Source organism: Methylobacterium sp. AC315, assembly GCF_979253755.1.
In genome coordinates, this window is the sequence record NZ_CEEDEA010000024.1 from 1 (window position 1) to 26,406 (window position 26,406).

23 protein-coding genes and 1 pseudogene are annotated in these 26,406 nt (G+C 65.0%); 9 read left to right on the forward strand and 15 right to left on the reverse strand.

What is annotated here, in order from left to right:
- Nucleotides 1-373 precede the first annotated feature (373 nt).
- On the forward strand, nucleotides 374-754 hold the full coding sequence (locus AC0IY0_RS24800) for a hypothetical protein (protein WP_471766004.1): 381 nt from the start codon (nucleotides 374-376) through the stop codon (nucleotides 752-754).
- Nucleotides 755-766: 12 nt separating this feature from the next.
- On the opposite strand, the gene AC0IY0_RS24805 is transcribed toward AC0IY0_RS24800, so the two are convergent.
- Entirely contained in the window at nucleotides 767-973 is a 207-nt protein-coding gene (locus tag AC0IY0_RS24805; RefSeq protein WP_419830084.1) for a hypothetical protein, read from the reverse strand.
- A 255-nt stretch (nucleotides 974-1,228) separates the two neighbouring features.
- Here AC0IY0_RS24805 and AC0IY0_RS24810 point away from each other — a divergent pair.
- Nucleotides 1,229-2,331 (forward strand): IS3 family transposase gene (locus AC0IY0_RS24810; protein WP_471765955.1). Its coding sequence is split into 2 segments (ribosomal slippage): nucleotides 1,229-1,490 and nucleotides 1,490-2,331, totalling 1,104 coding nucleotides; the frame shifts between segments, so codons are not numbered across the junction.
- Between the two features lie 91 nt (nucleotides 2,332-2,422).
- On the opposite strand, the gene AC0IY0_RS24815 is transcribed toward AC0IY0_RS24810, so the two are convergent.
- The 5 genes from AC0IY0_RS24815 to AC0IY0_RS24835 all read right to left on the reverse strand — a co-directional run bounded on the left by AC0IY0_RS24815 (nucleotide 2,423) and on the right by AC0IY0_RS24835 (nucleotide 8,083).
- Nucleotides 2,423-4,072, reverse strand: coding sequence for an ISL3 family transposase (locus AC0IY0_RS24815; RefSeq protein WP_471765957.1), 1,650 nt, complete (start codon nucleotides 4,070-4,072; stop codon nucleotides 2,423-2,425).
- Nucleotides 4,073-4,359: 287 nt separating this feature from the next.
- On the reverse strand, nucleotides 4,360-5,301 hold the full coding sequence (locus AC0IY0_RS24820) for an efflux RND transporter periplasmic adaptor subunit (protein ID WP_471765959.1): 942 nt from the start codon (nucleotides 5,299-5,301) through the stop codon (nucleotides 4,360-4,362).
- 60 nt (nucleotides 5,302-5,361) lie between these two features.
- Nucleotides 5,362-5,571, reverse strand: a complete 210-nt coding sequence (locus tag AC0IY0_RS24825; RefSeq protein ID WP_147909004.1) for a DUF1656 domain-containing protein — start codon at nucleotides 5,569-5,571, stop codon at nucleotides 5,362-5,364.
- Nucleotides 5,568-7,610: an FUSC family protein gene (locus AC0IY0_RS24830; RefSeq protein WP_147941405.1), complete on the reverse strand. Its 2,043-nt coding sequence runs from the start codon at nucleotides 7,608-7,610 to the stop codon at nucleotides 5,568-5,570. The genes AC0IY0_RS24825 and AC0IY0_RS24830 overlap by 4 nt, the downstream gene beginning before the upstream one ends.
- Nucleotides 7,607-8,083 carry a MarR family winged helix-turn-helix transcriptional regulator gene (locus AC0IY0_RS24835; protein ID WP_147909006.1) on the reverse strand — a complete coding sequence of 159 codons (477 nt, stop codon included), beginning with the start codon at nucleotides 8,081-8,083 and terminating at the stop codon, nucleotides 7,607-7,609. The genes AC0IY0_RS24830 and AC0IY0_RS24835 overlap by 4 nt, the downstream gene beginning before the upstream one ends.
- Before the next feature lie 487 nt (nucleotides 8,084-8,570).
- Between AC0IY0_RS24835 and AC0IY0_RS24840 the strand changes: the two are divergent.
- A pseudogene (locus AC0IY0_RS24840) lies at nucleotides 8,571-9,242 on the forward strand (IS630 family transposase); the annotation flags it as partial.
- Between the two features lie 671 nt (nucleotides 9,243-9,913).
- Nucleotides 9,914-10,375 (forward strand): Ros/MucR family transcriptional regulator, encoded by a 462-nt coding sequence (locus AC0IY0_RS24845; protein ID WP_147941403.1) that lies wholly within the window; start codon nucleotides 9,914-9,916, stop codon nucleotides 10,373-10,375.
- Between the two features lie 616 nt (nucleotides 10,376-10,991).
- Here the strand turns inward: AC0IY0_RS24845 and AC0IY0_RS24850 are convergent.
- From AC0IY0_RS24850 to AC0IY0_RS24885, 8 genes are all read right to left on the reverse strand, one after another.
- Nucleotides 10,992-12,755: a sensor domain-containing phosphodiesterase gene (locus AC0IY0_RS24850; protein WP_419830081.1), complete on the reverse strand. Its 1,764-nt coding sequence runs from the start codon at nucleotides 12,753-12,755 to the stop codon at nucleotides 10,992-10,994.
- Between the two features lie 522 nt (nucleotides 12,756-13,277).
- A complete protein-coding gene (locus AC0IY0_RS24855; protein ID WP_471765962.1) occupies nucleotides 13,278-15,005 on the reverse strand; it encodes a sensor domain-containing diguanylate cyclase in 1,728 nt (575 codons plus the stop codon).
- 689 nt (nucleotides 15,006-15,694) lie between these two features.
- A complete protein-coding gene (locus AC0IY0_RS24860; RefSeq protein ID WP_419830080.1) occupies nucleotides 15,695-16,108 on the reverse strand; it encodes a VOC family protein in 414 nt (137 codons plus the stop codon).
- Between the two features lie 42 nt (nucleotides 16,109-16,150).
- Nucleotides 16,151-17,185 (reverse strand): 5-oxoprolinase subunit C family protein, encoded by a 1,035-nt coding sequence (locus tag AC0IY0_RS24865; RefSeq protein WP_419830079.1) that lies wholly within the window; start codon nucleotides 17,183-17,185, stop codon nucleotides 16,151-16,153.
- The gene (gene pxpB / locus AC0IY0_RS24870) at nucleotides 17,178-17,912 is read right to left on the reverse strand and encodes a 5-oxoprolinase subunit PxpB (RefSeq protein ID WP_471765964.1); all 735 of its coding nucleotides are present in this window, start codon (nucleotides 17,910-17,912) and stop codon (nucleotides 17,178-17,180) included. The genes AC0IY0_RS24865 and pxpB overlap by 8 nt, the downstream gene beginning before the upstream one ends.
- Nucleotides 17,905-18,678: a LamB/YcsF family protein gene (locus AC0IY0_RS24875; RefSeq protein WP_419830077.1), complete on the reverse strand. Its 774-nt coding sequence runs from the start codon at nucleotides 18,676-18,678 to the stop codon at nucleotides 17,905-17,907. Before AC0IY0_RS24875 ends, pxpB begins: the two co-directional genes overlap by 8 nt.
- Nucleotides 18,679-18,713: 35 nt before the next feature.
- Nucleotides 18,714-19,997 (reverse strand): Zn-dependent hydrolase, encoded by a 1,284-nt coding sequence (locus AC0IY0_RS24880; RefSeq protein WP_147909014.1) that lies wholly within the window; start codon nucleotides 19,995-19,997, stop codon nucleotides 18,714-18,716.
- On the reverse strand, nucleotides 19,994-21,058 hold the full coding sequence (locus AC0IY0_RS24885) for a hydroxyacid dehydrogenase (protein WP_246692333.1): 1,065 nt from the start codon (nucleotides 21,056-21,058) through the stop codon (nucleotides 19,994-19,996). Before AC0IY0_RS24885 ends, AC0IY0_RS24880 begins: the two co-directional genes overlap by 4 nt.
- Nucleotides 21,059-21,252: 194 nt before the next feature.
- Here AC0IY0_RS24885 and AC0IY0_RS24890 point away from each other — a divergent pair, with 194 nt between their 5' ends.
- The 5 genes from AC0IY0_RS24890 to AC0IY0_RS24910 all read left to right on the forward strand — a co-directional run bounded on the left by AC0IY0_RS24890 (nucleotide 21,253) and on the right by AC0IY0_RS24910 (nucleotide 25,573).
- Nucleotides 21,253-22,059, forward strand: a complete 807-nt coding sequence (locus AC0IY0_RS24890) for an amino acid ABC transporter ATP-binding protein (RefSeq protein WP_147909015.1) — start codon at nucleotides 21,253-21,255, stop codon at nucleotides 22,057-22,059.
- Nucleotides 22,060-22,093: 34 nt separating this feature from the next.
- The gene (locus AC0IY0_RS24895) at nucleotides 22,094-22,777 is read left to right on the forward strand and encodes an amino acid ABC transporter permease (protein WP_147909016.1); all 684 of its coding nucleotides are present in this window, start codon (nucleotides 22,094-22,096) and stop codon (nucleotides 22,775-22,777) included.
- A 66-nt stretch (nucleotides 22,778-22,843) separates the two neighbouring features.
- Complete coding sequence (locus tag AC0IY0_RS24900) at nucleotides 22,844-23,641, forward strand: transporter substrate-binding domain-containing protein (protein ID WP_147909017.1); 798 nt, start codon at nucleotides 22,844-22,846, stop codon at nucleotides 23,639-23,641.
- 70 nt (nucleotides 23,642-23,711) lie between these two features.
- Nucleotides 23,712-24,392, forward strand: a complete 681-nt coding sequence (locus AC0IY0_RS24905; protein WP_147909018.1) for a GntR family transcriptional regulator — start codon at nucleotides 23,712-23,714, stop codon at nucleotides 24,390-24,392.
- A 14-nt stretch (nucleotides 24,393-24,406) separates the two neighbouring features.
- A complete protein-coding gene (locus tag AC0IY0_RS24910; protein WP_147909019.1) occupies nucleotides 24,407-25,573 on the forward strand; it encodes a M24 family metallopeptidase in 1,167 nt (388 codons plus the stop codon).
- A gap of 302 nt (nucleotides 25,574-25,875) precedes the next feature.
- Here AC0IY0_RS24910 and AC0IY0_RS24915 read toward each other — a convergent pair whose 3' ends face one another.
- Complete coding sequence (locus AC0IY0_RS24915) at nucleotides 25,876-26,181, reverse strand: hypothetical protein (RefSeq protein ID WP_471765968.1); 306 nt, start codon at nucleotides 26,179-26,181, stop codon at nucleotides 25,876-25,878.
- Nucleotides 26,182-26,406: the final 225 nt, after the last annotated feature.

Sequence of the window (26,406 nt, forward strand, 5' to 3'; positions counted from 1 at the left end):
ACATCGCACTGCCCTCGGGCCAACATGCGAATCAACGTCCAAACCACCGCTCAGCACCGAAAGTGCGGAAGAACCAATGTTCAACGCTGTTTGACATATCGGTAGCATATCGATTTGCAGCGCTACCTCAACGCGAGTCTGCAGCTAGGCTTGAGGGCTGATTACGCAGAACCGGTTCACCCACGCCGAAGCAGCAAGCCTTCGAGAGGCGCGGCTAAGCTTTCTGGGATCACTCGGTTCGCTGGAGCGCAGCACACGCAAGGGTAGTGTTCCGGAACACATCACGGATTGGTGGGTGGTGGTTAACCATTCTTCGCACCGTCCTCGCCGACGTGACTAAGAGAGGCACCGGTGCTGGAGGGTCTCCGCCATGATGTCGCTCGCCGCCATCCGACTCGCCGCCCCGATGCTTCTAATCGCTTCGTGGGCCGCCCCGTCTCTCGCGCAACCTGCCGCCAATGGTGGCCCCAAGCTTCTCATTCACGGCAATTACTGCGGCCCAGGCAACAACGCTCCGCTGCCACCCATCGACGCGCTGGACGCAGCTTGCGCCCGCCACGACGCCTGCACGCCTGATGTCGGCCTACCATCGAAGGCCTGTAATCTCCGGCTGGAACGCGAAGCGGAGGTGGTCGCCCACGATCCACGCCAGCCGGACGACGTTCGCTCAATGGCTGGCTTCGTAGCCTCGTTTGCAGCGTCAAATGCGTCGAGCACGACCCCGACAGTGCTACCGGCGCGGCTAGCCAGGTGAGGGGCTAGCGCCTCACGACCGCTCTGCCGGGGCCATCGTCCGCCCCCGGCTTAGCACCACGTCCTTGAACAGGTTGCCGGAGGCAGAGGTCCGGACGTTCGTGTCGGGCCCGGGCTTCTGAACGAGGACGTTCACGCTGCCGTTCGCCTCGACCTTCGTGCCGCCCACGACACCGGCACGGCCGGCGGACGCATCGAGGCGGCCCTCGCCCTTCTGCATAATCTCGAACGCCTTCCTGGCCTTCTCCCGGGACGCCCAGCACTCACCGTCGGCCTGGCCTACATCCGGGCGCGGTAGGCCCTGGACGCGAGTGGAGGCCGTAGCGCCATCAGGACCAGCGCGATAGGCATTGCGCACCGCGCCCGAGCGTCGGCTGATGATGGCCGGGCTCTCGAATGATCCTGCCCCACCAAACTGGTCCGCGCTGAGCGCAAGTGCTTCGGGCATCCTGAATCCTGAAGGAGGGTGGATGCCATGCCTCGCAAACGCCTCACGAACGAACAGATCGCCTTCGCCCTGCGGCAGGCGGAGAACGGCGCGACGGTGGACGAGGTCTGCCGGAAGGTGGGCGTATCCGAGCCGACCTTTTATCGCTGGGAGAAACAGTTCGTCGGCATGGGCGTGCCGGAGATCCGGCGGCTGAAGCAGTTGGAGGACGAGAACAGCAAGCTCAAGCGGCTGGTCGCCGACCTGACGCTGGACCGCTCCATGTTGCAGGACGTCCTCAAACGAAAGTGGTGAGGCCTGCCGCTCGCCGTGAGGTCGCCGGCCACCTGCAGGTGGCCCACGGGAACAGCGAGCGTCGGGCCTGTCTGGCTACCGGCTTCGGCCGCTCGTCCCAGCGATACAGGAAGCGCTCGGACCCTCAGGTCGCGCTGCCGATGCGATTGAAGGAGTTGGCTGCTGCACGGGTGCGCTACGGCTACCGACGGCTGCACATCCTGTTACGACGGGAGGGCTGGGAGGTGAACCATAAGCGCACCTACCGGATCTACCGCGACGAGGGACTTTCGATTCGGTCCAAGCTGCCCAAGCGCAAACGAGTCTGGCGCTACCGTCAGGGACGACCGGCGATCGGTGGGCCCAACGAGGTCTGGGCGACGGACTTCATGTCCGACCGCATCTTCGACGGGCGTCCATTTCGGATCCTGACCGTCGTCGATTGCCACACGCGAGAGGCGCTCTCACTCACACCGAGAGCGAACTTTCGCGCCTTCCAGGTGACCGAGGCTCTGGACGCCTTGGTCCGGCTGCGGGGCCGACCCAAGAGCCTGCGGGTCGACAACGGGCCAGAGTTCGCCGGGCGCATGCTCGACCAATGGGCCTACCTGAACGGGGTCGAGATCGACTTCTCCCGACCGGGCAGGCCGACCGACAACGCCTATATCGAGTCGTTCAACGGCCGCCTCCGAGCGGAATGCCTGAACGCCTCGTGGTTCCTGTCGCTGGCCGATGCCCGTGAGCGCATCGAGGAAAGGAGGTGCCACGACAACGAGGATCGACCCCACACGGCCCTGGGCGGCTGGACGCCCCGAGCCTTCGCCGACCAAGCTGTCACAGCCCGAGAACTTGCATAGGCCGTGGACCACAAACGGGGTCAACTCCAGTCGGCTCAAAAGCCATACTTCAGGGCGGACCACTTCAAGGCTCTTCGCCAAGTTTGGTGGATCAGGCTGCGAGGAGGAACCGTCGTTTTAGGAGGTCGAGGTTGGCGCGGCCGTACATGGCGCGCTTCAAGAGCTTGAGACGCGTGATCTGGCCTTCGGCTTGTCCACTGCTCCAAGGCAGTGTCAGTGCGGACCGAACAGCATCTCTATCCTGGCCGAGGCTAGCAGCGAAGCTCTCGACGATCCGGACACCGCAGGTTTGCGCTTCGCCCAGCCATTGATCGAACGCCGGGACATCTGATTTTCCTGACGGCTGCTGGCCACAGTGGCTCCGGACGATCCGGCAGAACCGGCGGCCGAGATCGACCACCTTGGCCGCCTCGGTATCCTGCAGGACACGCGAGACGACCGCAGCCGCCTCAGGGCCGAGGTCTTCGGGCTCCCGCAGGAGATACCAGGACAGCTGCTTGGATGAGGCCAGGGGTGATGCGGTGGAGGTCAGAACTCGGGTGTCGGTCGGTGCTGGCGACGACCGGATAGTCGTTCCGGCCAAGCCTGCGCGCCGCTCGGACAACCAGCGATGCACCTGCTTCGAGGTGCCGGCAAAGCCGATCCCCTGAAGTTCGCGCCAGAGCTGCTCCGCATTCTCGCAGCCCTCATTGAGGCGGCCATGCAGATGCCAGAGATAAGGATCGAGCATGCTCGGCTTCGGCTCGCGCATGCCGTTCCGGGGAAAGCTCGCGGCGAAGGCGTACTTGCGCACCGTGGCCCGGGCCAAGCCCGTCTCGCGATTGATGCGCCGAAGCGAGTGTCCTTCCGCATGGCGGCGACGCACGTCGTCATAGGCGGCTTCCCATCGACCGCGGGCCGCAGCTCGCGCGAGCATCTCGGACGGTGCGCGCGGGTAGGGCGTGACGCGCCGAATCGATGGCGATGACGGGGCCACGGCCGGCAACAGCTTCAGACGCGGATGGACGCGGGCGAGCCAGCGCTCGACCATCTGTCGGGTATTGAGCAGGAGATGCCACCGGTCTGCGACCTGAACGGCATCGGGCGCACCCATGGCGGTCCCACGCGCATATTCGGTCGAGCGGTCCCGTGCCACGACCTGGATCTGTGGGTCGCGCCGGAGCCGGGCCGCCAGCGTCGAGGCCGAACGATCCGGCAGCAGATCGATAGGACGGCGGCGTTCGAGGTCGACCAGGATGGTGCCATAGGTTCTGCCCTTGCGCAGAGCCCAGTCGTCGACACCGACGATGATCGGTTTGGATCCGGTCGGCAGCGGACATTGGCGGATACCCCGCAGCAGCGTCGTGGCACTGGTGGGCATCGCCAGGTGCGGCAGCAGCCGGGCGGCGGGTGTGGCACCGAGCGCCAGCGCGGTCCGAACCTGAGCATCGACCAGCCGGCAGGTTCTCTGAGCGTAGCGGTCGAGGAGGCCCGGCAGACGCTCGGCAAAGGTTCGGCGGGCGCAAGCAGGGTCGTGGCAGTAAAAACGTCGGATCGTCAGGGTCAGACGCACTTCCTGACCGCTCGTCGGCAGGTCGGCGGGACGCCGGTGATAGCGACTATGCACCGACCGGCTGACCGTACGACAGCGTGGGCAACGGGCATGATCGCGCTTCGCTTGAGCGGAAATGCGAAGGGTAGTGCTCTCCTCACGCGTGACGTGGAGAAAGCGACAGCCGGGTATGTGACAGAGAAGGGTCATACCCTGATCTGAGAATCCCCGCCCGGTTCAGCCAGGAGCTACCTTCCGGCATCCCTTCCACCAACCCAATCCACCAAACTTGGCGAAGAGCCACTTCAAAGGGGGACGATCAGGAGGCGCCGTCAGCTTCAGCGCGGTGCAGCGGCTTCCGGCAGCTGGGAAGGCGGTGCCCTGGTGGAGGCGTCCCGTCTCGAAGGCAGCGCATTCACACAGGATCTCGGCGGATAGGCGCGTGCGACCTGCATCGAGAGGTTCGACTACTCACATCGATTGACGCTGCACCTCGGTCACTTCGAGGAGCGATCGGCCACGAGCGTAAACTTGTGCAGAAATCCAAGGAGGGCGGGCCGGTGGTTTTCGCCCGCCGCATCGACGGCGACCGTTGCTGTTCGGCCCGAGACCAGCCGCGTCTGATCAGGCACCCCGTCCAGCTTGATCCGCACGGGAATGCGCTGTGCCAGCCGCACCCACGCGAAGGTCGGGTTGACGTTGGCCAGCAGGTTCGCACCGGCCGAACGCTCACGGTCCTCGATGCCGCCGGCGACGCTCTCGACGTGCCCGTCCAACAGTCCATCCTCGCCCATCAGGCGGATGCTGGCCTTATCGCCGACGTGGATGCGCGGCAGCTTCGTCTCCTCGAAGTAGCCCTCGACCCGGAGCGTGTCGCGGTCGACCAGTGCCATAACGCCCCGGCCGGTGTTGACGTAGTTGCCCGGGCGCAGCTCCATGTTGGTGATGCGCCCGTTGACTGAAGCCTTCACCGCCGAGCGTTCGAGGTTCAGACGGGCGAGGTCGCGGTCGGCCATGGCCTGATCGTAAGAAGCTTTCGCGGCGAGGTCTGTCGCTCGTGCAAGCTCGACCTTCTGCTGCGAGACCGCGGCGTCGCTCAACTTGATGTAGCGCTGGTAGTCGGCTGCCGCCTGTTCCGCCGTCGCTTTCTTGCCCTCGACGATCGCATCGGCCTGCCGCAGGGCGAGGGTGAAGCGCTCGGGGTCGATCTTAAACAGCACGTCACCGCGCTTCACGGTCTGGTTGTCCTCGACCAGCACCTCGGTGACGAGGCCGGAGACGTCCGGCGCCACCTCGACCACGTCGGCGCGCACGCGACCATCCCGGGTCCAGGGCGCCTCCATGTAGTAGTCCCACAAAGCCAGGCCGACAACGACGGCGGCGGCGACCATCGCCAGGGTGACGACGAGCCGGAACGAGAGAGCGAGAAACCGTGTCATGGCGGGAACCAAACGATCAATAGAAGGCGTGAGGAACTGACGGGGGCGAACGACGAACTGTCAGGAGATCAGGGGCTGCCCGACCGTGACAACACAGCCCAGCAGGACGACGTAGAGCGCGAGGTCGAACAGCGGCCGGTGCCAGACCAGCCGGTAGAAGCCTGTCAGTGCGAGCATCCGGCGCAGGGGCAGGCTGATCAAGAAGGCGAGGATCATCCAGGCCCCGAGGCTCGGGACGAAGACGCCGTAGATGTCGAGTTCGCCGGTCATGCCGCAAGCGCCGCCTGGGTTTGGGCCACCAGACTCGGCCGATAGGGAGGAGCCTCGGGAAACAGCCCGCGGCGGATGCCGACAAGCCCGAGGAGCGCCGCTCGATGTGCCGGGCGCTCCGGTTCAATCGCCACCGCGTCGAGCGCCGCATCGAGGGACACCAAGAGTTCGGTGGGCGGGAGAGCCGCGCGGCCGCCGAAGTGCCGCGCCATGCCGCCAAGGAGCCGCTCGACCGCGGTCCTGGCTTCCGTCGAGAGCTGCCGGCGGTCGCGGCGCAGCTCGACCACGTTCACCCCGATCCGCACCTCGGCGAGCAGATCGGCCGTCCATTCCGCATCATCCGGCGGTAAGGCTGCGAGACGCGGAGCGAGCAGTCCGACGCGGTCCAGCATGATGGCGGCGAGCTCCAGACCGCTCTGCGCGCCGTGACGCTCGGCGGCCTGGGCGAGGCTGCGCCGGTTCACGGCCTGGAGGCGGTGCGCCGACCACCCGGCCCCGACCGACCGGACGAGGCGTGTCACCAGCGTGGCGACCCACATCCCGACGATGATCGAGAGCGCAGAGTTGGCGAAGGCAGCGAAGTCGCCGGTGTAGCTGCTCTGGAGCGCGATCACGGCCGAACCGTTGACCGCAGCACCCATCGCCATCGGCGCCGTCCGCGGCTGCGTCATGCAGACTCCGCACAGGATGAGCGCCGGCGCCAGCGCCAGGGCCAGCATCTCGAAGCTCGTGGCCTGCGGCAGAACCGCGAACAGGTAGATGGCGGCGACGACGGCGCCGAGCACGGCCGAGTTGGCGAAGCCAAGGATGGACGGTGCAGGGTCGTCCTGCGCGGCGAAGAAGCAGCAGCCGACCGCCGCCATCATCGGCGCGCCGGAGCCATCCGGCCAACCGGTCGCGATCCAGATCGAGCAGGTGAGCAGGACGACAAGGAACACGCCGACCGCGGACAGAAGCGCCATGCCATGGTCACGGTGACGGATCGTGCGCGCGGCGGCGGTATAGCGAAAGGCGAGTTCCTTTCTAACGGGCGTCCCGTCGACGATGTGCCTTTGCAGGAGCCTGGCATCCTGGCGCAGGTCGATGAAGTCGCGCAGGCGCGCCACCAAGCTGGCGAGCACCAGGTCCGGCCAGGCGAAGTTTTTGTGAAGGACCGGATCGACCGCGTCGGCTGCCATCCGCAGCCGGTCAGCCGCGACGGGGTCGGTCGCCCCAGAGGCGAGCCACGCAGCCATATCGTCGAGGAGGGCGCGCACGCGGATCGGAAGCGCCTTGGCTTGCTCCAGGGCATCGACTCGGTCTGCGACCGCCGAAACGATCGGCAGAAACATCAGCATGTGCTGGCGCAGCGTCGCCATGGCGGCGACAGAGCGCTCGGCGCCGGTCATGTCGTAGCGCAACGGCGTCGCCAGGGCGTCGAAGGCGATGGCGTCCGAGGCGAGCTTGAGCCGCTTGGCTTGAGTGTCTCCCGTCTGACGCGCACGGCCGAGCACGTCGGCAACCCAACCGCGCGCGTCGCGCAGCCAGAGATCCAGGCGCGTGGATATCATCGGCGCCACGGACTGGGGCAATACGATCGTATTGACGAGGCTGGCGCACAGGATGCCGAGCGTGATCTCCTCGGCGCGGGCCACCGCGGTGTCGAACATCGTCCCCGGTTCGCCCACGCTCGGGAAGCCGATCAGGGCCGCCGTGTAGCCGCCGAGCATCATCAGATAGCTGCGGGGGGTGCGGTCGAGCAGCGAGAAGTACAGGCAGATCGACACCCAGAGTGCGATAGCGAGCGTCAGAAGCTCAGGCGCATTGACGAGGTTCGGCACGAGGGTGATGCTGACGACAGCGCCCAGCAGGGTGCCCAGGACCCGGTAAAGGGCCTTGGCCCGAGTCGCACCGGCCAGCACCTGGCTGGTGATGTAAACGGTGCCCAGCGCCCAGTAGGGCCGAGGCAGGTCGATCCACATGGCGAGATACATCGCCAGCACCGCCGCCACGAAGGTCTTGATCGAGAACGCCCAGTCGCGCCAGCCAGGGAGCGTCATTCTGCGGCCTCCTCGCGAGCCATGCCGTTCGGGAACTCACGGATGTACTTCTGAAGCGCTTGGAAGACCCTCACGCTCGCTTCCAGATCAGCGGTGTCGACGTCGGAGAACACCTGCTCCCGTAGTTCGTTGAGTTCGGCTTCCATCTGCGCCACGGTCTGCTGCCCGGCCTGCGTGAGGCTGAGCATCTTGGCGCGCCTATCCGTCGGATCTTCCTTCCGCACGACCAGTCCAGCCGTGCAGAGCTGATCGAGCAACCTCACCAGCGATGCGCCTTCGATGCCGACGGCCTCGGCCACAGCGTTCTGGCGCGGCTCGCCATCGAGTCGGCCAATGAGAATGAGAGGGAGCGCGGTCGCGTCGGAGAGGCCATGTGATTCTACGACGCCGTTAGCTGCGCGCCGCCACTGTCGCCCGGCCAGCAGCAAGGTATGGGTGTAGGCTTGGCGCAAATAATCGAGCTTCTTGGACATCCAGTTCGCCTGGGCGCCGAAGGCAAATCGAGCCCTCGCGCGGGACCCTTATAGATGGCTAGCTATCGGTTAGGATGCGATCTTATAGATGCTCAGCCATGCGACGGCGGCAGGCCAATTCCTCGTTGGATGGTCGTCCCTCAACGATTATGCGTAGGCTGTAGGCGCGCCTCGCGAACACGTGGACTAGGAACCGGCCGCAACCCGGAGGGCCATGTGGCCGACCGACCGCTGGACCTCTCCCGCAGCAATCCCGTTAGCAAGGTCGCTTTGCGCCCATCCCGGTCGTTCAGTGAGCCTCCGACGCTCCTCAATAGCGAACGCCTACCGCGACGGCTGCGGCAACCCGTTCGTAAGAGGTCAAGCTACAGCAACAGGCGCGCCTTGATAGTCCGCGGCTGCTAGCGGCCCATTGTGCGCCTCGCGAGGTCCGCGTCCCGGCTATCGACCACGTGGCGGTCTGCGACTTGGTTGGGGGGATTTTCGCTCGTCCGCTTCGCTGAGCCGGGTCCTGCGAGCCCGGGGCTACCGCAAGCTCTCCGCCTGCCCGCGCCATCACGCCCAGGACCCGGAAGCCATCCCGGTTTTTAGAAAGCCTTCCCCGCCCGCAGGACGGAGATCGCGCAAGCCGTCGGCGGCAAGCCGATAGAGATCTGGTTCGCCGACGAGGCTCGGGTCGGCCAGAAGAACACGATCACCCGCCGCTGGGCCAAGCGCGGCACGCGACCTGCGGCGCCGAAGGACCAGCGCGCCGCCTCCGCCTACATCTTCGGTGCGATCTGCCCCGCCCTCGGCAAAGGGGACGGCCTCGTCACGCCACGCTGCATCACCGAGGCGATGGCCTTGCATCTCGAAGAGATCGCCCAGGTCGTCGCCCCGGTGCGCACGCCGTCCTGCTGCTCGATCAGGCGGGCTGGCGCACAACCAAGAAACTCGTCGTGCCCGCCAACATCACCCTATTGCCCGTGCCGGCTCGCTCCTCCGACTGAACCCCATGGAGAACCTCTGGCAGTTCATGCGCGACAACTGGCTCGGCAACCGCGTCTTCAAATTTTACGCTGACATCCTCGACCATTGCTGCCGCGACTGGAACACCCTCATCGACCGACCCTGGCGCACCATCTTTATCGGACTGCGCGCCTGGGCTCATGGGTTCTAATCAATGAGGATCGGTATCACTTGTGCGTTGGCTTACGATTCCAGCCTCGACAGGCTTTCTGGCGGACGGTTTCACACTGACGCCAGAGATAGCTCATGAGTTCTAATACAGGTTGTTGCGGATCACTGTTCGGTCATCACAGGATCCTCGTACGACCGATATTGGAGATCGGTTACGGCGCGAGGGGCAGCCGCTTCGCCCTTTGGGAGCCTTCCCATGTTTGCTCAATCGCAAGTCCGGGACGAAACCAAGCGACGCCCTTGCTACCGAGTTTACTGGTTACGTGGGGATGGTCGGATCGATGGAGCGGAGATCATCCGTTCCGAAGATGACGGTGAAGCGATGACCACGGCTCGTGGTATGGCTGATGGGCGCAGCGTCGAGGTATGGGATCGCGAGCGATTCATCGGACGCTTGGATCATCATATCAGCTGATTGTGCGAGCGGGGCCGATCCTCGGGTACCGTGACTGGGATTCCGCTTCCTTCTTCAACGAGCGCATTAAACTCGTCCGCAACGAAGCAACCCGCTAGCCCCACGACCGGCGGGCTTCTGTTAACCATATTGGAATCCCCGGCAGTCGGGGCTTGAATCCTGCCTTTCGCTGCTGATCTAATTTGCGTGGCCGTGGTGCATGCACGCACCTAAGCTTCCAACTGAGCAGTAGTAAGATGATACTAGAAGATACCGGACCTCAGGTTGATTCCGTCCGATTGGCTGGTGAGGTTGTCGCCGCGTACATCTCGAACAATTCCGTGCCGGTCGCTGAGTTGGCCGGTCTGATCCGAGCCATGCACGACACCATCGCTTCGATTGCTTCAGGTTCAGCTGCCAGTGCCGCCGAATCTCAGCCAGAAGTTGCACGACCATCTCCCGCCCAGATCCGCAAGTCGGTTCAGCAGGACGGTCTGACGAGCTTCGTCGATGGAAAGACATACAAGACGCTCAAGCGGCACCTGACCGCCAATGGGCTGACCCCGCAGACCTACTGCGAGCGCTACGGTCTTCCAGCCGACTACCCGATGGTCGCCCCCAGCTATGCCGAACAGCGTTCAGCGCTGGCCAAGGCGATCGGACTGGGGCAGCCCGGCTCACACACCGAGCCTCGTGAGAAGGCTCGCAAGGCAGCTTGAACCGCACGGTTCTTACCCCTGGAATCGTGAGAGCCCGCTGGTCCCAGGACCGGCGGGTTTCCTGGATCGACGGGCGGCTTCTACGGTCGCCAAATTTGGCTCTGGACGGGCGCGGGTCGTTTTCCGCTACAGAATCCGAGTAAGTGCAGAGGCGCCTGTACGGCTCCAGATCCGCAATTTGCGACGATTGGCCCGAACCCGACACTTGATACCCGAAGCTTGGGGCTGCCTCCGGCCCTTCTCGGATCCTCAAAAGGTCCGCTCGTGGCAGATCAATAAAGCACGGCCTGCGTTCGGGTAGGATGGTTTCCTGCTCATTCACTCCCAAAAATCGAATGTATTGGATCAGACATAGATGTGAAGTCCGCTCCGAACCAAGAAATAATTTGAATCTAGTTAGTTGTATAAAAAAGTTAGATTAACTGAAAATAATTAAATTTTTTAATAAATTCTGTTTTCGCCATCGCTATCATCGAAATTTATAGGGTGGCCAAATAATTCCCCATTCAACCTGATTAGCAATTAACATATTGCATTTAGAAACAGCGTCATTACGAATATATCTCATTCTGTTTGACCATTTTCGATTACTTATATTACCCGAAGATTTGATATTTTACTCGTGGTCTTCAAACCAACTCTGAAATTCATCGACCTCCAGCGGACGAGCAAAGAAGTAGCCCTGGGCCTCGTCGCATTGCATCGCCAAAAGCAGATCGGCCGCCTCAACGGTCTCGATGCCTTCCGCTACCACACGGTAGCCGAGATCATGCGAGAGGCCGATCATCGAGCGCACGAGCGACATCTCCTTCTGGCCTTCGCTTAGTTTCAGTACGAAGCTTCGGTCGATCTTCACGACGTGGGCTGGCAGATCCTGAAGATAGGCGAGGCTGCTGTAGCCGGTGCCAAAATCATCGATCGCTAGGCGAACCCCGGCGGCGGCAAGCTCGTCCAACTGGCGCCGCGCGTTGATAGCATCCTGCATGATAGCGCTCTCAGTCACCTCCAACTCTAGTCGCTCCGGTTCCAGACCGAGCCGCTCAAGCGCGACCTGGACGGAATGGGCGAAATCCATTTCGTGCAGGTTGGCAGCCGAGACGTTGACCGAAATCACAATCTCACGCTTGGCGTCTCGCCAGCGACGCGCCTGCGCGAGGGCTGTTTCCAGAACGAAGGTCGTCATGGCTTGGGCGTGTGGTGAGTGCTCGATGACCGGGACGAACTCGCTGGGAGACACGGGGCCCAAGACCGGGTGGTTCCAGCGCAGCAGCGCTTCCGCGCCGATACATCGTCCCGTGGGCAGATCGATGCGCGGCTGGAACACGAGCCGCAACTGATCACCAGCAAGCAGTGCCGACCCGAAGTCCTGCAGCAGTCTGTATCGGCGATGATAGGCTTGATCGGCCGCGAGTGAATAGATGCCGACTAGATCGGGCGACATGCGGGCTTCCTGAACCGCGCCGTAGAGGGCTCGCAGTACGTCTTGCGGTCTGGTCGATCCGGGCGCAAAGACGGTCACACCGATGGCGCTGGTCATAAGCATTCCAGTGATGGAGCGCTGCTGCGCCTCCCTCTGTCCGTCCGTCAGCCGACGGACATAATCGTCTTGTCGGACTCCCGGGGGCGCCAGGAAGGCGAATTGCGTGGCCGCCGTGTGATAGAGCTTGAGCTCTCTACCGATGTCACGGTGTATTCCGCGCGCGGTGTCCCTGATTAAATCGTCGATGCGGCCCAGGCCCATGACGCGGGCATAGGCATTGATCTGTTCGGGACGCGCGAGATCGATGAGCACGGCAAGCCGAGCCTCGTCCGGACGCTCGGCCGCGAGATCGGACAGGTCATCAAGGAACTGGTTCCGGCTCGGCAGGCCGCTCAGCGGGTCGATCCGGCCAAAGGCATGCTGCAACTCGATCTGCGCCATGACCATCGCGGCCAAATCTTTCAGGGCGGCGACCTCGGCCTCAGTGGCAGCGCGCGGCTCAGTTCCTAAAACGCATAGGGCGCCGAGCCCGTAACCTTCGCGGGTCACCAGCGGCGCGCCGGCATAGAAGCGGATGCCGCTGCGGCCGAGCACGCTGTCGGCGTAGCAGGCATCTTTCTTGAAGTCGGGGATCACCAGAACGTCGGTGGTCTCAGCCACCTGTCCGCACGGCGCCTGTTCCCGCGGGATCGATGAATGCTCGACGCCGATGCGCGACTTGAACCATTGCCGGTCGCGATCCGTCAGCGACACCGCTGAAATTGGCAGGTTGAAGATCTGGCTAGCCATCCGCGTGATGCGGTCGAAGCTCTCGCTCGGCGGCGTGTCGAGCAGGTCGTACTGTTGAAGTGCACTCAGGCGCGCTTCCTCGGAACGGTCCTTGTGTAAAATTTCAGACATAGTGCGACTGGAAGCCTTCGTGCGGCAAAGGTATGGGCGGCGCTTTCACCCGACCTGAGCCTCATATCCCCCTGATCCATCTAACTGAAAAACCCTTGCCAAACTCTGTTTGTAGCAGGAATACGGCCTTACAGCCTCAAAAAAGCGTGTCTTATAGCTGGATCGACTAGATCGTAGCACGCAAAGGAGGGAAATTAACGGCATCAGAGCGATTTTCCGGGTTTGAAAGCGGCATTTCTCCTAGTGCCGAAAGCATAATTGCTGCTTGCCACCCTTTGCGGAGCCTCGGGCGGCCTAATCGCCCGCGACCTAATGGCCCAGGTGCGTTGATCATCGCTAACTAAAGCTGCATGGATAGAGAGTGGTTCACCTTTGGGTCAGATCATGCATGACGACCCTGTGCCCCGTGACGACAGCTTCAGCGGCCTCGTCGCTCTCAATGTAAAAGTAAGGGCTCGGCGATCCGGGAGATCTCGACCCAGTAGCCTCTCACGTAAGCGACTGGGATATCCCGCGGTCGCTCTAAGCTGCCGCTTTCAGACCTGGTGATTTTGAAGCCTCAAACGATCGCACGCAGTTGCGGCCGCCGGACTTGGCCGCATAGAGTGCGCGGTCTGCCCGTTCGATCGTGTGATCGACGTCGCCATCGGTGAACTCAGCCTCGGCCATGCCGATGCTGATTGTAGCTCTGAGACACTGACCGCCAGGCTCAAATACAGTGTTTGCCACCGTCTGTCGGATGCGGTCCGCGAAGATAGCCGCGCCTTCCAGACCAATTTCGCAGAGCAGGACCACGAACTCCTCGCCACCGAACCGCGCCACCTTGTCGGTGGGTCGGATAGCCTCGCTGACGATGCGCCCAACTTGGCGGATAACCTCATCGCCCGCGGCATGCCCGTACAGGTCGTTGACACGCTTGAAGTGATCGATGTCGATCATCAGAATGCAGATCGAACGCCGGTACCGCTTGAAGTTGCTCATCGCGCCGTTGGCTAAGGGCAGGAACGCGCGTCGGTTGAGGAGAGCAGTCAGTGCGTCGGTGTCGGCAAGAACCTGCATGGCGTGCAGATCGGCGCCGAGACGTTTGAGGCGATTCTCTGCGGCTTCGATCGCGTGTGAGGCCTCCACTTCGATAAGGCGGGCACCCGCCTCGACCGTGCCGATGCGTCTCAAGAGCGATCTGACAGAGGTCGATAGGTGCAGAACCTCGGGAGAGCCGTGCAGGTGGCGCGTCATCGTCGCATTCGCCTCGCGGCCGATGCGGTCGACTGCCGCCGTCAGCTGCGTCAGTGGCTGGGTCAGCCGGGCCGCGACCCACCAGATACCGACAGCACCGAGGATAGCCGTGGAGAGCCCGAGGAGAAGGATAAGGCTGGTCAGACGGTTAGCCCCGGCCAGCGCCGTATCGATCGGCTGCAGCGCGACGACGGTCCATCCCAGGCCCGGATATTCGCCTCGACCGCGCGTTGCAGCGACCGCAGCAAGCCGAGTGCCCTCAGCGCTCTGGACGCTGAAATTCCCGGATGCGAGTTCCGCGGCCGTGTACGGGGTCGCTAAAGCGTCGGATCCGAGCAAAACTCGGCCGGAGCGATCGAGGACGACTACGTCCTCCTTCAGCTCAGGTCTGCGAGACGACAGGACCTCGCGCCGGACCACGTCTGCCCATCGCCAGCTGAGGTGCGCCCCAAGGACACCGATGATCTGTCCCGAGGCATCGCGGACCGGGACAGCCAAGTCCACGAACCGAAACGGCGTTCCATCGCTGTAGGGAGGAAGCTTGGATTCCAGCAGGGCTGCCGCGTGCACATCCTCCACCGCCGCTTGCCGAAGACCATTGCTGAACCAGGGGCGCTGGCTGACGCTTACCCCATCAAGAACGCCGCCTGTTGCAGCACGCACCCGGCCGTCGCGATCGGCAAACCCGATCCAGGCGTAGTCCGGCAACGTCCTCTGCATCGTCTCAAGCACTATGCGCAGGCCGCCGGTGTTCGCCATCCAGTGGGGCTGCAGCGGTTCGAGTGAACCAACGTTGCGGACTTCCCGCAGGCGTTCGGCCATGTCCTGATCAAGTCGATCGGCCATCGACCGGGCGACCTGCAGGAGGGTGTTCTGCGCCATATCGGTGGCCTGCCCGCGCGCCAGCAGCGCGGACCCGATCGTGGTCACGCCGACAATAGCAAGGCCGATGGCGCCGGCGAGCAGACTGATCTGGCGGCGCAATGAAACGCGGTCCGCGAGCCGCTTGAACATCTTTAACCATCCTCGATCGAGGAGGAGTATGCGGCTCAGTTCATGACGGCAGGTGAAGTTTGTTCGTGAATAACTCACTTCTTGCAGGGCTCGGCTGCAGCCGCATGACTGCCCGTTCCGGCAGTAGATTCCTGCCACCCCGAGCAAGCTACAAGCGGACGTTCCGTGGGTCTGCAAGGGGTCGTGAGCGGGCCAAACCGCGACGTCCGCTTCGATTCGCGGCTACTTGGAAGCGGCCTGGCGGAGAACCACCCCAACAGATCGTTCAAGTGGGTACGCCCTAATGCCCCGAAAACGATCGTTTTCCCGATGGTCGTAGGCCGTATATGATAGACTAATCAACGCGATTGAAATCCTGTCGGGTAACCATGTCGGCTATTCAAAGGTCGGCAAAACGTGTTCTTTGGATACGGGAAGCGAGGCTGTTGCGACGTCCGCTTAAGGACATGGTGAAGTCGAAACCAGCCAGTCCGATTTCGGCCAATCTAAGTCGCGCCAGGCCGCTGCCAGCCGCAAAACCGGTCGTTCGGCTTGGCGCCCATTTCAGCCATCCAGGCGCTTCTCTTCTTCGCTTGAGCGCGGACATTCAACAGCGAATCGCCATCATGCTCCGCCTTCCGCCTGCTCGACCGCGCCACGGAACGAACGAGCCGGCATTCAGGCGCGTGAGGGCTAACTGCGAATGTAAGTCAGTGTTCGAAGACGCTCTTGAGATCCCTAAAACCCTTGATTTCGATGGGGTTACCGCTTGGGTCGAAGAAGAACATCGTGCGCTGCTCGCCGGGCTCCCCCGCGAAACGGATTACCGGCGGGATGTCAAAAGCAACGCCCTCCGCCTCAATGCGGGCGGCCAGTGCCTCCCAGGCGTCGAGCGGCAGCACCACGCCGAGATGGGGCATCATCACCATGTGGGTACCGACCTTTCCGGTCCGGGTCGTCGCGAAGGGCTCACCCAGATGCAGCGAGATCTGATGGCCGAAGAATTCGAAATCCACCCAGGTCTCCGTGCTGCGCCCCTCCCGGCAACCGAGCACACCGCCGTAGAAGCGGCGCGCCGCGTCGAGGTCGGTGACGTGGTAGGCGAGGTGGAATGGCGTGAGCATCGATAAGCCTTTTCGTCGTGTATGGACGGGACCGTCGCGCCCTCAGGCGGCCGGTTCGAGAGCGCTCGCCGAGATGACGCCACCGATGAGGTTGCAGGACAGCAGGAAGGCGCTGTCGAGCTCTGCGCCGCCGGCCGGTACGAGGGCCGCCCGTCGCGCTGCGAGGGTACGTCTCGCCCCGCGGGCGAGGGACTGGGCCTCCTCGACGGTGACGGCTTCGAACACAATCGTTTCGCCCGGCCGCACCTGCGACAGGCGACCGAGATCGGCCGAGATCACCGTGGCGATCTTTGGATACCCTCCGGTGGTGTGGCGGTCGGCGAGCAGGATGAGGGGACGTCCGTGTCCGGGCACCTGGATCGAGCCGTTCACGATCCCGTCTGAGACTATGTTGAAGCCATCTGCATGGGCGATCGGCGGCCCGTCGAGGTGGCAGCCCATCCGGTCCGCCCGCGCGGTGAGCGTGTAGGGCGCGGAGAGGAAGGTTCGCAGACCCTCTTCGGTGAAGCTGTCGGCCTGCGGCCCGAGAACAACCCGGATCGGACCGCCTAGACGTGGCCGGTGGAGCGGCGGCAGGGTCAGCGGTCGGTCGCTGGACTTGGGCGCGCCGAGGGGTAGCAGGTCGCCCGCAGCGAGAGGATTGCCGTCCAGGCCGCCTAGGCGAGTACGGCTATGCGTCGAGACGCTGGCGAGCATCGGCGCCACGGCGAAGCCCCCGGCGACCGCGAGGCAGGCCCGTAAGCCCTGCCGTGGGGCGCCCAGGATGAGCCGATCCCCCCGCCGTAGGTCGTAGGCGGTGAAGAGGTCGAGTATGCGCCCATTCAGGATCATCCCGAAGGGCGCCCCGGCGAGGGCGATGCGGCAGGATTCCGCCTCGCATACGAGGGTGGGGCCGACCATCGCCATCTCGATCACGGCCGTGTCGAGCGGATTGCCGACAAGGGCGTTGGCCAGGGCCAGCAGATCGGGATCCATCGCCCCGGACCCGGAGATACCGTAGCGCAGGTAGCCCTGCCGACCGGCATCCTGCAGGGTCGAGGCGACACCAGGGGCAACGACGCGCAGGCCTTCAGCCATCGATTCGCTCCAAGGTGGCCACGGTCTCACCGGCACGGGCGGCCTCGCTGAGAGAATCGAACTCGGCGCGGCCGATGGGGTCGAACCGGATCAGATCTCCGGCCGTGAACAGGAACGGCTCGGCACGCGCCGGATCGTAGGAGCGTGCGGGCGTGCGGCCGATGAGTTGCCAGCCGCTAGGCAACTCCAGGGGTGGCGAGACGCCGGTCTGGTTCCCGCCGATGGATACACTGCCCGCCGGGGTCTTGGGTCGGGGATCGGTGCGCCGGCTCGCATGGATGCGGGGATCCAGGCCGCCGAGATAGGCGAAGCCGGGGGCGAAGCCGATCATGTAGACGCAGTAATCGCGGCCGGCATGGACGGCGACCACCTCCTCCGGGCTCAAGCCCGCCCCGGCCGCAAGCGAGGCGAGGTCGGCCCCGTGCTCGCCGCCGTAGTGGACTGGTACCCGCCAGCGGCGGCCCGCGCCGGCCCCTGCTTCCGGGGGCGGCCAATGGGCGGCGATCAGCGCCGCGAGTTCGACCCGGGGCAACCGGTCAGGGTCGTAGAGGACGAGGAGCGAGCGATAGGTCGGCACCGTCTCCAAGAGGCCCGGTCGTCCAGCGCCGCGGATCGCCTCGTCCAGGGCGATGACCTGCGCGTTGACCGCAGGATCAACCGTCTTGCCAAGTTCGACCGTCAGGGCACGATCGCCGCAATCGAGGAGGCGATAGCCAGGCTCAGACACCAAGCACCTCAGCCATTGGACGCAGACCGATGCCCTTGGCGGAGCAATCCTCGCGCAGGCGGCGTCCCATGGCGACGGCGCCGGGCGTGTCGCCGTGAACGCAGATCGTGTCGATCCGAGTCGGGATGCGCCGGCCGGATAGGCTGGTGATCGCCCCATCCTCCAACATCCGCATCACGCGCTCCGAGACGGAGTCGGGATCGTGCAGCACGGCGCCGGGTAGCCTGCGCGAGACGAGGGAGCCATCATCCGCGTAGGCGCGGTCGGCGTAGATCTCGCGGGCGATCAGCAGGCCGAGCTTCTCGCCGGCCTTCTCGGTCTCCAGGCCCGGCATGACCACGAAGATCAGGTCGCGGTCGAGAGTGCGGATCGCCCGCGCCACCGCTACGGCGAGGTCGGCATCCTCGTTGGCCATGTTGCCCATCGCCCCGTGCGTCTTCACGTGGCGGACCGGGCAGCCGGCATCCTGGGCGAGCGCCAGGAGGGCGCCGACCTGGTAGAGAACCGCCTTCTCGATGTCGGCCGGGCGTTCGCCGTGGATCGGCCGCCGGCCGAAGCCCCAAAGGTCGAGGAAGCTTGGATGCGCGCCGGCCTGCACGCCGTTCGCGGCGGCGCCGCGCAGGGTCTCGTGCATCACCAGCGGGTCACCCGCGTGGAAGCCGCAGGCGATGTTGGCGGAGGTCGCCACCGTCAGCATCTCGGCGTCGTCGCCGAGGCGATAGACGCCGAAGCCCTCGCCCATGTCGCAGTTCAGATCGACGATCATCGGTGCATCCTTTCGCGTGGGTTCTGTCTGCGGGGTCAGGCTTCTGCGACGAGGTGCGCCACCAGGGCCGCGGCGGCGCACAGATCCTCGATCCGCATCGCCTCGTGCGGGTTATGGCTGCCGTTCTGGTTGCGGATGAAGATCATCGTGCTTGGCACGCCCTGGCCGGCGAGGGTCGCGGTGTCGTGTCCCGCCCCGCTCGGCATGGTCCGGAACGGCATCCCGAGCCGATGCGCATGGCCCGACAGGGCCTCGACCAACGCTGAGCTCATTCGGGCCGGCGTGCTGCCAGTGCGCTCGCCCAGGACGAAGCGCACGCCGCGGGCGGCCTCGATGGCGGCAACCAATTCGGCCAAGGCCGCCTCGATCCGGTCCAGAACGGCGGGCTCGGTGCTGCGCACGTCGAGGCAGAAGCGGACCTCGCCGGGGATCTTGGCGAAGGCGTGCTGGACCGGGTCAGTGCCGACCTCGCCCAGCGTGATCGTGGCCGGCCGCCCCTCCGCCTCCAGCGTGCCCCACAGGGCATCGAGGCCGGTGATCAGGTCGGCGAGGGCGAAGACGGCGTCGCTGCGCTCGGACCGCGCTACCGCGCCGGAATGGCCGTAGCGGCCGAAGCAGGCGGCCTTGCGGTAGCGGAAGCTGCCGCTGATCGCCGTGACGAAGCCTACCGGGACCCCGGTCGCCTCCAGCGCCGGACCCTGTTCGATATGCATTTCCACAAAACCGTGGATCCGCGTCGGGTCGAGCAGCCGCTCGCCCCGCGCCACAGCCTCCGGCCGCAGGCCGAGCTCAGCCATGTGCTCGCGCAGGCTCCGGCCGGAATCGGCGCGGGGCAGGTCGAGCACGTCGGGCGGCAGTAAGCCGAAGGCGGCGCGGCTGCCGACATAGGAGGCAGGGAACCACACGCTCTCTTCGGCTCGGAACACCGCCACCGTCACCGGGCGCGCCGGCACGAGGCCCGCCCGGCGCAGGGCTTCAAGGGCTGCGAGGCCACCAATCACCCCGGCCGCACCATCGAAGTTACCACCGTGCGGTACCGTATCCACATGCGAGCCGACCATCCAGGGTGACAGTGCCGGGTCGCGTCCCAGCATTGTCAGGAAGAGATTGCCGGCGGCATCGCATTCGGGCCTCAGACCCAGTGCGAGCCCGGTCGCTCGCATAAGGGCGTGGGCCCGCTCCTCCCCCTCGCCGTAGGCAGCCCGCGTGACCCCGGGCTCGTCGTGGCTGAAGGACAGGAGCTGCGCGAACAGTCCGGCGCAGAAGTCCGGGTCGATGGCGATCAAATCTGCGCCCGTTGCAGCCCCTAACCCGTTCATGCCGGAAACTCCGCGGACGGTTCACCCTGCCGCCGCCGATCCCAGACCTCCGCGTTGACGAGGTTCGGTGGGCGGCGGCCGGCGAGCACGTCGACCACCTGCCCGGCGACCCGCTCGGCCGCACGGATCAGGGCCGCCTCGGTGGATGCCGCGACATGGGGGGTAAGGATCGCCCGGCGCTCCCCATGGAGCGGATGGTCGTGCGCGAGCGCGTCCCCCGACACCACGTCGAGCCCCGCGCCAGCAATGGTCCCAGCAGCGAGAGCCTTGGCCAGGGCACCCTCGTCCACCAAGGCGCCACGGGCGGTGTTGATCAAAAAAGCGCCAGCCTTCATGCGGGTCAGCTCCCCCGAACCGATCAGCCCACGGGTCAGGGGCGTGAGCGGCAGGTGCAGGGAGACCACGTCGGCCCGGGCGAGGAGGTCCGGCAGGGAGGTGGCGCGCTCGGCCCCTATGGCCTGAAAATCGGAGTCGGGCCGTGTCGGGCCGTAGGCGAGCACTTCCATGCCGAGGGCCGCCGCCAGTCGGCCGGTCGCTTGCCCGATGGCACCGAACCCGACGAGACCGAGCGTCAGCCCGGCGAGTTCCACGAGGCGCGCCCCGTAGCGGAAATCGTGGTCGCCTTCCCGCATGGCCCGGTCGGCCTGCGGGATCGCCTTCGCCAGGGCGAAGATCAGGCCGATCGCATGCTCGGCGACGGACTGGGCATTGGCCCCCGGCGTGTTGACGACCGGAATTCCTACCCTCGTCGCCTCGGGAACGGCCACCGGGTCAGTCCCGGTGCCATGAACCCCGATCACCCTCAGCCGGGGCGCGGCCAGCACCGCCTCTGCGGGGAAGCCGCCGTTGCGCGTGATCACCGCGACACAGTCGGCCGCCTCGCGGACGAGAGTCGCGGGGGCGAGGTCGGTGGCGATCCGGTGCTCAAGCCCCGCCGCCCGGAGACGGGCCAGCCCGGCTGCGTGGATCGGCTGAACGATGAGGCAGACGCCCGACGGTTCCGCGGAGGGGGAACGGGGGAAGGAAGGCTCAGTGAACACGTACGAGGCAGCCCTGCTCATAAATACCGCTTGAATGCCGGTGGTATACCGATGAGTGTATCGCATCGCCTCGATACTGGCAACATGAAAATCCAATACAGATCAGCATATCACGGTAATATTCTTGAACGGTAGAGCGAATAGATCGATAGGTTCAAGTACTATCACAGTATTGCAATAAAATTCGAAACGATGACAACGATTTAGGGTGAACGATGACGGAGATCGAAGTCGCCAAGACGCCGCTTTTGAAGATCAGGAAGCTGCACAAGAGCTACGGCGCCAATGAGGTCCTGAAGGGCATCTCCCTCGATATCCACGAGGGCGAAGTGGTGTCGATCATCGGCGCGAGCGGCTCGGGCAAGAGCACCTTCCTGCGGTGCCTGAACCTTATGGAGACGCCGACCTCTGGCTTCATGGATTTCGAGCGATTCGCCTTCGACTACGAGCTGGGCGCCCGTCGTCAGCCGACCCCGCAGCAGCTCTGCGAATTGCGGGCGCGGATCGGCATGGTCTTCCAGAGCTACAATCTCTGGCCGCACATGACCGTGCTGGAGAACGTCGTCGAGGCGCCGATCCGAGTGCGACGAATGCCGCGCCGGCAGGCGGTGGAGGAAGCTGAGGCGCTGCTAGAGCGCATCGGCCTCTACGAGAAGAGGCAAGCCTACCCGTCGAAGCTCTCGGGTGGGCAGCAGCAGCGCGTGGCGATCGTGCGCGCCCTGGCGATGGCACCCAAGGTGATGCTGTTCGACGAGGTGACCTCGGCCCTCGATCCTGAGCTGGTGGGCGAGGTGCTGGCGCTGATGGCCTCCCTCGCGGCGGATGGGATGACGATGCTGCTCGTCACCCACGAGATGGCCTTCGCCCGCGACGTCGGCACCCGCACTCTGTTCTTCGACGGTGGCGTGATCGCCGAGGACGGCCCGCCTAAGGAAGTCATCGGTGCCCCTCGGAGCGAGCGGTTGCGCCACTTCCTCCGGCGTGTGCTGCACGAGCCGACCGGCCTCGGGCACTCGGCGTGAGTAGCCGCATATCCAGCGGGGAGTTCGGACGGTGATGAGCGTCACGGCAATTCAGGACTGGTGGCTCAGCCTCTCGGAAGAGGTCGTCACCTACGGCCCCGGCTTTCTCTCGGCGACCATCGTCGTTCTCGGCGTCACGGTGGCGAGTATTCTTGTGAGCTGGGTCTGCGGCCTGCTCGGGGCGCTAGGCAAGCGCTCGTCCTTCGCTCCCTTCCGGGCCCTGGCGAGCTTCTACGTCTGGTTTATTCGGGGTACGCCGACCCTTGTCCAGGTGTTCATCGTCTATTTCGGCATGCCGCAGATCGGCGTGAAGCTGTCGCCGATCACCGCCGGGATCATCGCGCTGGGCGTCAGCAGCGGCGCCTACGTAGCCGAGACCATCCGTGCCGGCCTCGCGGCGATCCCCCGGGGTCAGATGGAATCGGCCTTGGCCTTGGGCATGAACCCGCGGATCATGATGGCGCGGATCGTAATGCCGCAGGTCTTCCGCATGATCCTGCCTTCGCTCACCAACGAGGCGATCTCGTCGGTCAAGAACACGTCGTTGCTCTCGACGATCACGGTGGTCGAGCTGACCCTCTACGCCCAGCTCATGATCGCCACCACGTTTCGCCCGTTCGATTTCTACATCGCGGCGGCGCTGATTTACCTCGGCCTCACGTCGATCCTGTCGCAGCTCTCCGCCTACTTCGAGCGGCGCTACGCCCGTCTGTCCTGAGCAGCGCCTGCCGCGAGTCGGGCCGCGGCTCACACCTCTCGCCCCGTCCCAACATCGGAGATTGCTATGAACCGCCGACACCTCCTCGCACTCGCTGCCCTCTGCACCAGCCTGCTGGCTGCTCCCGCGGTCCGCGCGGCCGAGGGCAAGCTGGAACTGATCGAGCCCGGCAAGCTGATCGTGGCGACCGACAGCACCTTCGCGCCCTTCAGCATGCGTACGCCGAGCGGCGAGCTCGACGGGCTGGAGGTCCGGGTGATGCGCGAGGTCTGCCGCAGGCTCGGGCTCGAATACAGCCCCGTGAACGTCAAGTTCGATGCCCTGCTGATCGGCCTGATGGCCGATCAGTACGACATCACCAGCGAGTCGATGGACATCACGCCCGCCCGGCAGAAGCAGGTCGCCTTCGCGGACGGGTGGCTCGAATCCGGGGCGCGGATCGTCACCCGCAAGGATACGGGCATCAAGGGTCCGGACGATCTAAAGGGCCGGAATGTGGGCGCCCTCTCGGCCTCGACCTTCGGAAAGCTCGCCGAGGACCACGGCGCCACCTTGAAGAGCTACAAGACCGCCGCGGACGCCATGCAGGACCTCGTCGGCGGCAACATCGACGCGGTGATCAACGACGCGGTGGCCGGCAACTACGCGATCAAGGCCCGCAAGCTGCCGCTGGTGATGATCGAAACCCCGCTCAGCACCATCCAGAAGGGCTTTGCCATCAAGAAGGGGAAGCCGAACCTGCATGCGGCCGTCAACAAAGCCCTCGCCGGGATGGTCGCCGACGGCACCTATGCCAAGCTCATCACCCCGCTGATCGGCTATGACCCGGCGCCGAAGGAGCCGATCCGCACGAACGCCATGTGAAAGGCGGCGGCGACACGGCATACCGACAAGAAGACGGGGGCGGCCCGGCCGGCCGCTCCGGGAGGAACCGATGAAGACCCTTGACGCATCGTCGTACACGACGGCGCTCAACGCCCGGCGCGAACAGAGCCTGGGTCAGATGGCCTATGACAAGCTGCTCGACATGCTGGTGCGGCGCGACCTTCCGGCCGGGACCGTGCTGCACGAGCGTCGCCTCGCCGAGATGCTCGACATCTCGCGCACACCGACCCGCGAGGCGATGTCGCGGCTGGAGACCGAGGGCCTGATCGAGCGGCAGCCCGGCGGGATGCTCGTCGTGAAGGAGTTCTCCCTGCGCGAGCTGATCGAGATCCTGCACGTCCGCCGCCTGCTGGAACGGGAGAGCGTCGTGCTCGCCGCGGGCCGGATCGCCGACGCCGTGCTGGAGGATTTGCAGGGACAGATCGAGGCGCTGCTGGCGGCGGGGGATCCGGATGCCCCGGGCAACTGGGAGGTCGACCGCCGTTTCCACGAACTGTTCGCCGATCACAGTCAAAATGCGATCCTGGCCAAGACGATCAAGGATCTGCGGCTTAAGACGCAGATGTTTAACCTGAGCCGGATGCCCGAACGGTTCGAGGCAGTGCATCGCGAGCACTTGGCGGTGGTCGCCGCCCTGCGAGCCGGGGACGCGGCGGCGGCGGCCGATGCCATCGCGGCTCATCTCGAAAACTTCAAGCTGGGCATTATTCGCCGCCTGAGCGAATTCTAAGTTGTGGCGGCGCGATGGATGAATTTGCGAACCTGCGCGGCTGTGAGGCGGCCTTCCCGGAGGCGGAGTTCGCCGCGCGGCAGATGGCGGCACGGGCTGCAATCGCCGCCGCCGGCCACGATGCCCTGGTTGTGACCGGTCCGGAGGCGATCTACTGGCTGACCGGCCGCCAGACGGCGGGCTACTTCGCCTTTCAGGCCCTCGTGCTGCCGGTGGAGGGAGAGCCGGCCTTGCTGGTGCGCCAGCTCGAATTGCCGGGGGCGGCGGCCAATACCTGGCTCAACGACATCCAGGCCTATCCAGACGGGACCGACCCGGCCGACGCCCTGGCCGATCTCGTGCGCCGCCGGGGCTTCGCCCGGCCGGCGCTGGAGCGGGACGGCTGGTTCGTCTCGCCCGCCCTGGCGGCGCGGATCGGCACGGCGCTCGGCATCGACCCGGTTCCGGACGGGTCGGGCCTCCTCGGCCCCCTGCGCACAGTGAAGTCAGCGGTCGAGCTGAAGGCGATCCGGGCCGCCGCACGTTACGCACAGGCCGGGCTCGCGGCCGGCATCGCGGCCTGCACAGTGGGGAACGACGAGAACGCGGTCGCCGCCGCCATGCTCGCCGCCGCCACGACGGCCGGGTCCGAGGCGATGGCGATGGAGCCCCTGATCTCGTCGGGCCCCCGCAGCGGGCTACCGCACATGACGTGGCGCCGGCGCCGGCTGGAACCGGGCGATGCGGTGTTCCTCGAACTCGCAGGCAGCCATGCCCGCTACCACGCGGCGCTGATGCGCAGCGTTTGGATCGGCGAGCCGCCGTCCGAGGCGCGGCGGATGATGGATTGCGCGCTGCGAGCCCTCGACGCGGCCCTCGACGCGATACGACCGGGCCGGCCCTGCTCCGTCCCTCACGAGGCCGCTCAAGCCATCATCAATGCGGCGGGCTACGGCCCAGCCTTCCGCAAGCGCATCGGCTACTCGATGGGTATCGCCTTCGCGCCCGATTGGGGCGAGGGGGGGCTGCTCAGCCTCTTCACCGGCGTCGACCGGCCGATCGAGCCAGGCATGGTCTTCCACCTGCCGGCGACCTTGCGCCGCTATGGCGCCTGGACCGTCGGCGCATCCGAAACCGTCATCGTCACCGCGCATGGGGCCGAGCCCCTTTCGGACCTGCCTCGCTCCCTGACGCTGCGGTGAGGTCGCCAGAGCCCCGTTGGGTCGGAAAGGGCTCGCCCGCTTCTTCAGCGCTTCAACTCCGAAACTGTCATCCTGCTTCCGGCAAGGACCAACCGGCTGGTTTGCGCCCATCCCGGTCATTCAAGGAGCCTCGGCCGCTCACCCATAGCGGACATTCAGCGCGACGGCTGTTTCGCCGGGTGATTCGCATAAGGGCACGCTACGCAACGAGGCACGCCGCGATAGGCCTTTGCCGGAAGCTTCAAGTTACTGCTGCGGGCGGCCGACCGCGAGTTGACGACCTTCGGCCAGATGACGTCACCCTAGGACTCGTTCGTAGTTGTATTCCGATGAGCCTCCACCATGGCGTGCACCGCCGCCAAGAAGTTTTTTTGCCGCTCGCTGTTGATCGCTGCAAGATGAGCGTCGATCAAATCCAGGATGGCGGTGCCGCTTAGTTCGGTGTGGCTACCGTCTTGGCTGTAAAAGCTCGACGCAGGGACACCAAGCAATTCGGCGATACGGTTGAGTGATCTGATCGACTGCATAGAGCGAACGGCAGCGCTCGAAATCGTCGGGTCGTCGCACAAGGTCGGCTCCCGGGCTTGAGAAAAGTGGTGGGTCAGCACCGCCCAAATCGCGATGTAGCGGGACCGTGGCTACAACCCAAGCTCGAAATTTTGTCAGGTGCTGGAGGTGATTAGTCCGTATCAGAATGGGTATAAAACGATCACGGGTCGGAAAGAGGGTGCGGCAATGGGGCAGCGGTCCATGACGTTGATCAACGCGATCGACGGCTTCAGCGAGCCTTTAGACCGGCTGCGCGGCCCTCGACGCCTCGTGTGTCGTGGGGA

Coding starts and splice junctions, on each gene's coding strand:
- AC0IY0_RS24875 (WP_419830077.1), bottom strand. CDS start 18,678: ATGATCGTCGATCTGAACTGCGACATGGGCGAGGGCTTCGGCGTCTAT.
- AC0IY0_RS24860 (WP_419830080.1), bottom strand. CDS start 16,108: ATGCTCACGCCATTCCACCTCGCCTACCACGTCACCGACCTCGACGCG.
- AC0IY0_RS24845 (WP_147941403.1), top strand. CDS start 9,914: ATGATACTAGAAGATACCGGACCTCAGGTTGATTCCGTCCGATTGGCT.
- AC0IY0_RS24835 (WP_147909006.1), bottom strand. CDS start 8,083: ATGTCCAAGAAGCTCGATTATTTGCGCCAAGCCTACACCCATACCTTG.
- AC0IY0_RS24910 (WP_147909019.1), top strand. CDS start 24,407: ATGGATGAATTTGCGAACCTGCGCGGCTGTGAGGCGGCCTTCCCGGAG.
- AC0IY0_RS24805 (WP_419830084.1), bottom strand. CDS start 973: ATGCAGAAGGGCGAGGGCCGCCTCGATGCGTCCGCCGGCCGTGCCGGT.
- AC0IY0_RS24905 (WP_147909018.1), top strand. CDS start 23,712: ATGAAGACCCTTGACGCATCGTCGTACACGACGGCGCTCAACGCCCGG.
- AC0IY0_RS24900 (WP_147909017.1), top strand. CDS start 22,844: ATGAACCGCCGACACCTCCTCGCACTCGCTGCCCTCTGCACCAGCCTG.
- AC0IY0_RS24825 (WP_147909004.1), bottom strand. CDS start 5,571: ATGACCGGCGAACTCGACATCTACGGCGTCTTCGTCCCGAGCCTCGGG.
- AC0IY0_RS24885 (WP_246692333.1), bottom strand. CDS start 21,058: ATGAGCAGGGCTGCCTCGTACGTGTTCACTGAGCCTTCCTTCCCCCGT.
- AC0IY0_RS24850 (WP_419830081.1), bottom strand. CDS start 12,755: ATGTCTGAAATTTTACACAAGGACCGTTCCGAGGAAGCGCGCCTGAGT.
- AC0IY0_RS24855 (WP_471765962.1), bottom strand. CDS start 15,005: ATGTTCAAGCGGCTCGCGGACCGCGTTTCATTGCGCCGCCAGATCAGT.
- AC0IY0_RS24800 (WP_471766004.1), top strand. CDS start 374: ATGTCGCTCGCCGCCATCCGACTCGCCGCCCCGATGCTTCTAATCGCT.
- AC0IY0_RS24820 (WP_471765959.1), bottom strand. CDS start 5,301: ATGACACGGTTTCTCGCTCTCTCGTTCCGGCTCGTCGTCACCCTGGCG.
- AC0IY0_RS24830 (WP_147941405.1), bottom strand. CDS start 7,610: ATGACGCTCCCTGGCTGGCGCGACTGGGCGTTCTCGATCAAGACCTTC.
- AC0IY0_RS24865 (WP_419830079.1), bottom strand. CDS start 17,185: ATGGCTGAAGGCCTGCGCGTCGTTGCCCCTGGTGTCGCCTCGACCCTG.
- AC0IY0_RS24890 (WP_147909015.1), top strand. CDS start 21,253: ATGACGGAGATCGAAGTCGCCAAGACGCCGCTTTTGAAGATCAGGAAG.
- AC0IY0_RS24815 (WP_471765957.1), bottom strand. CDS start 4,072: ATGACCCTTCTCTGTCACATACCCGGCTGTCGCTTTCTCCACGTCACG.
- AC0IY0_RS24895 (WP_147909016.1), top strand. CDS start 22,094: ATGAGCGTCACGGCAATTCAGGACTGGTGGCTCAGCCTCTCGGAAGAG.
- AC0IY0_RS24880 (WP_147909014.1), bottom strand. CDS start 19,997: ATGAACGGGTTAGGGGCTGCAACGGGCGCAGATTTGATCGCCATCGAC.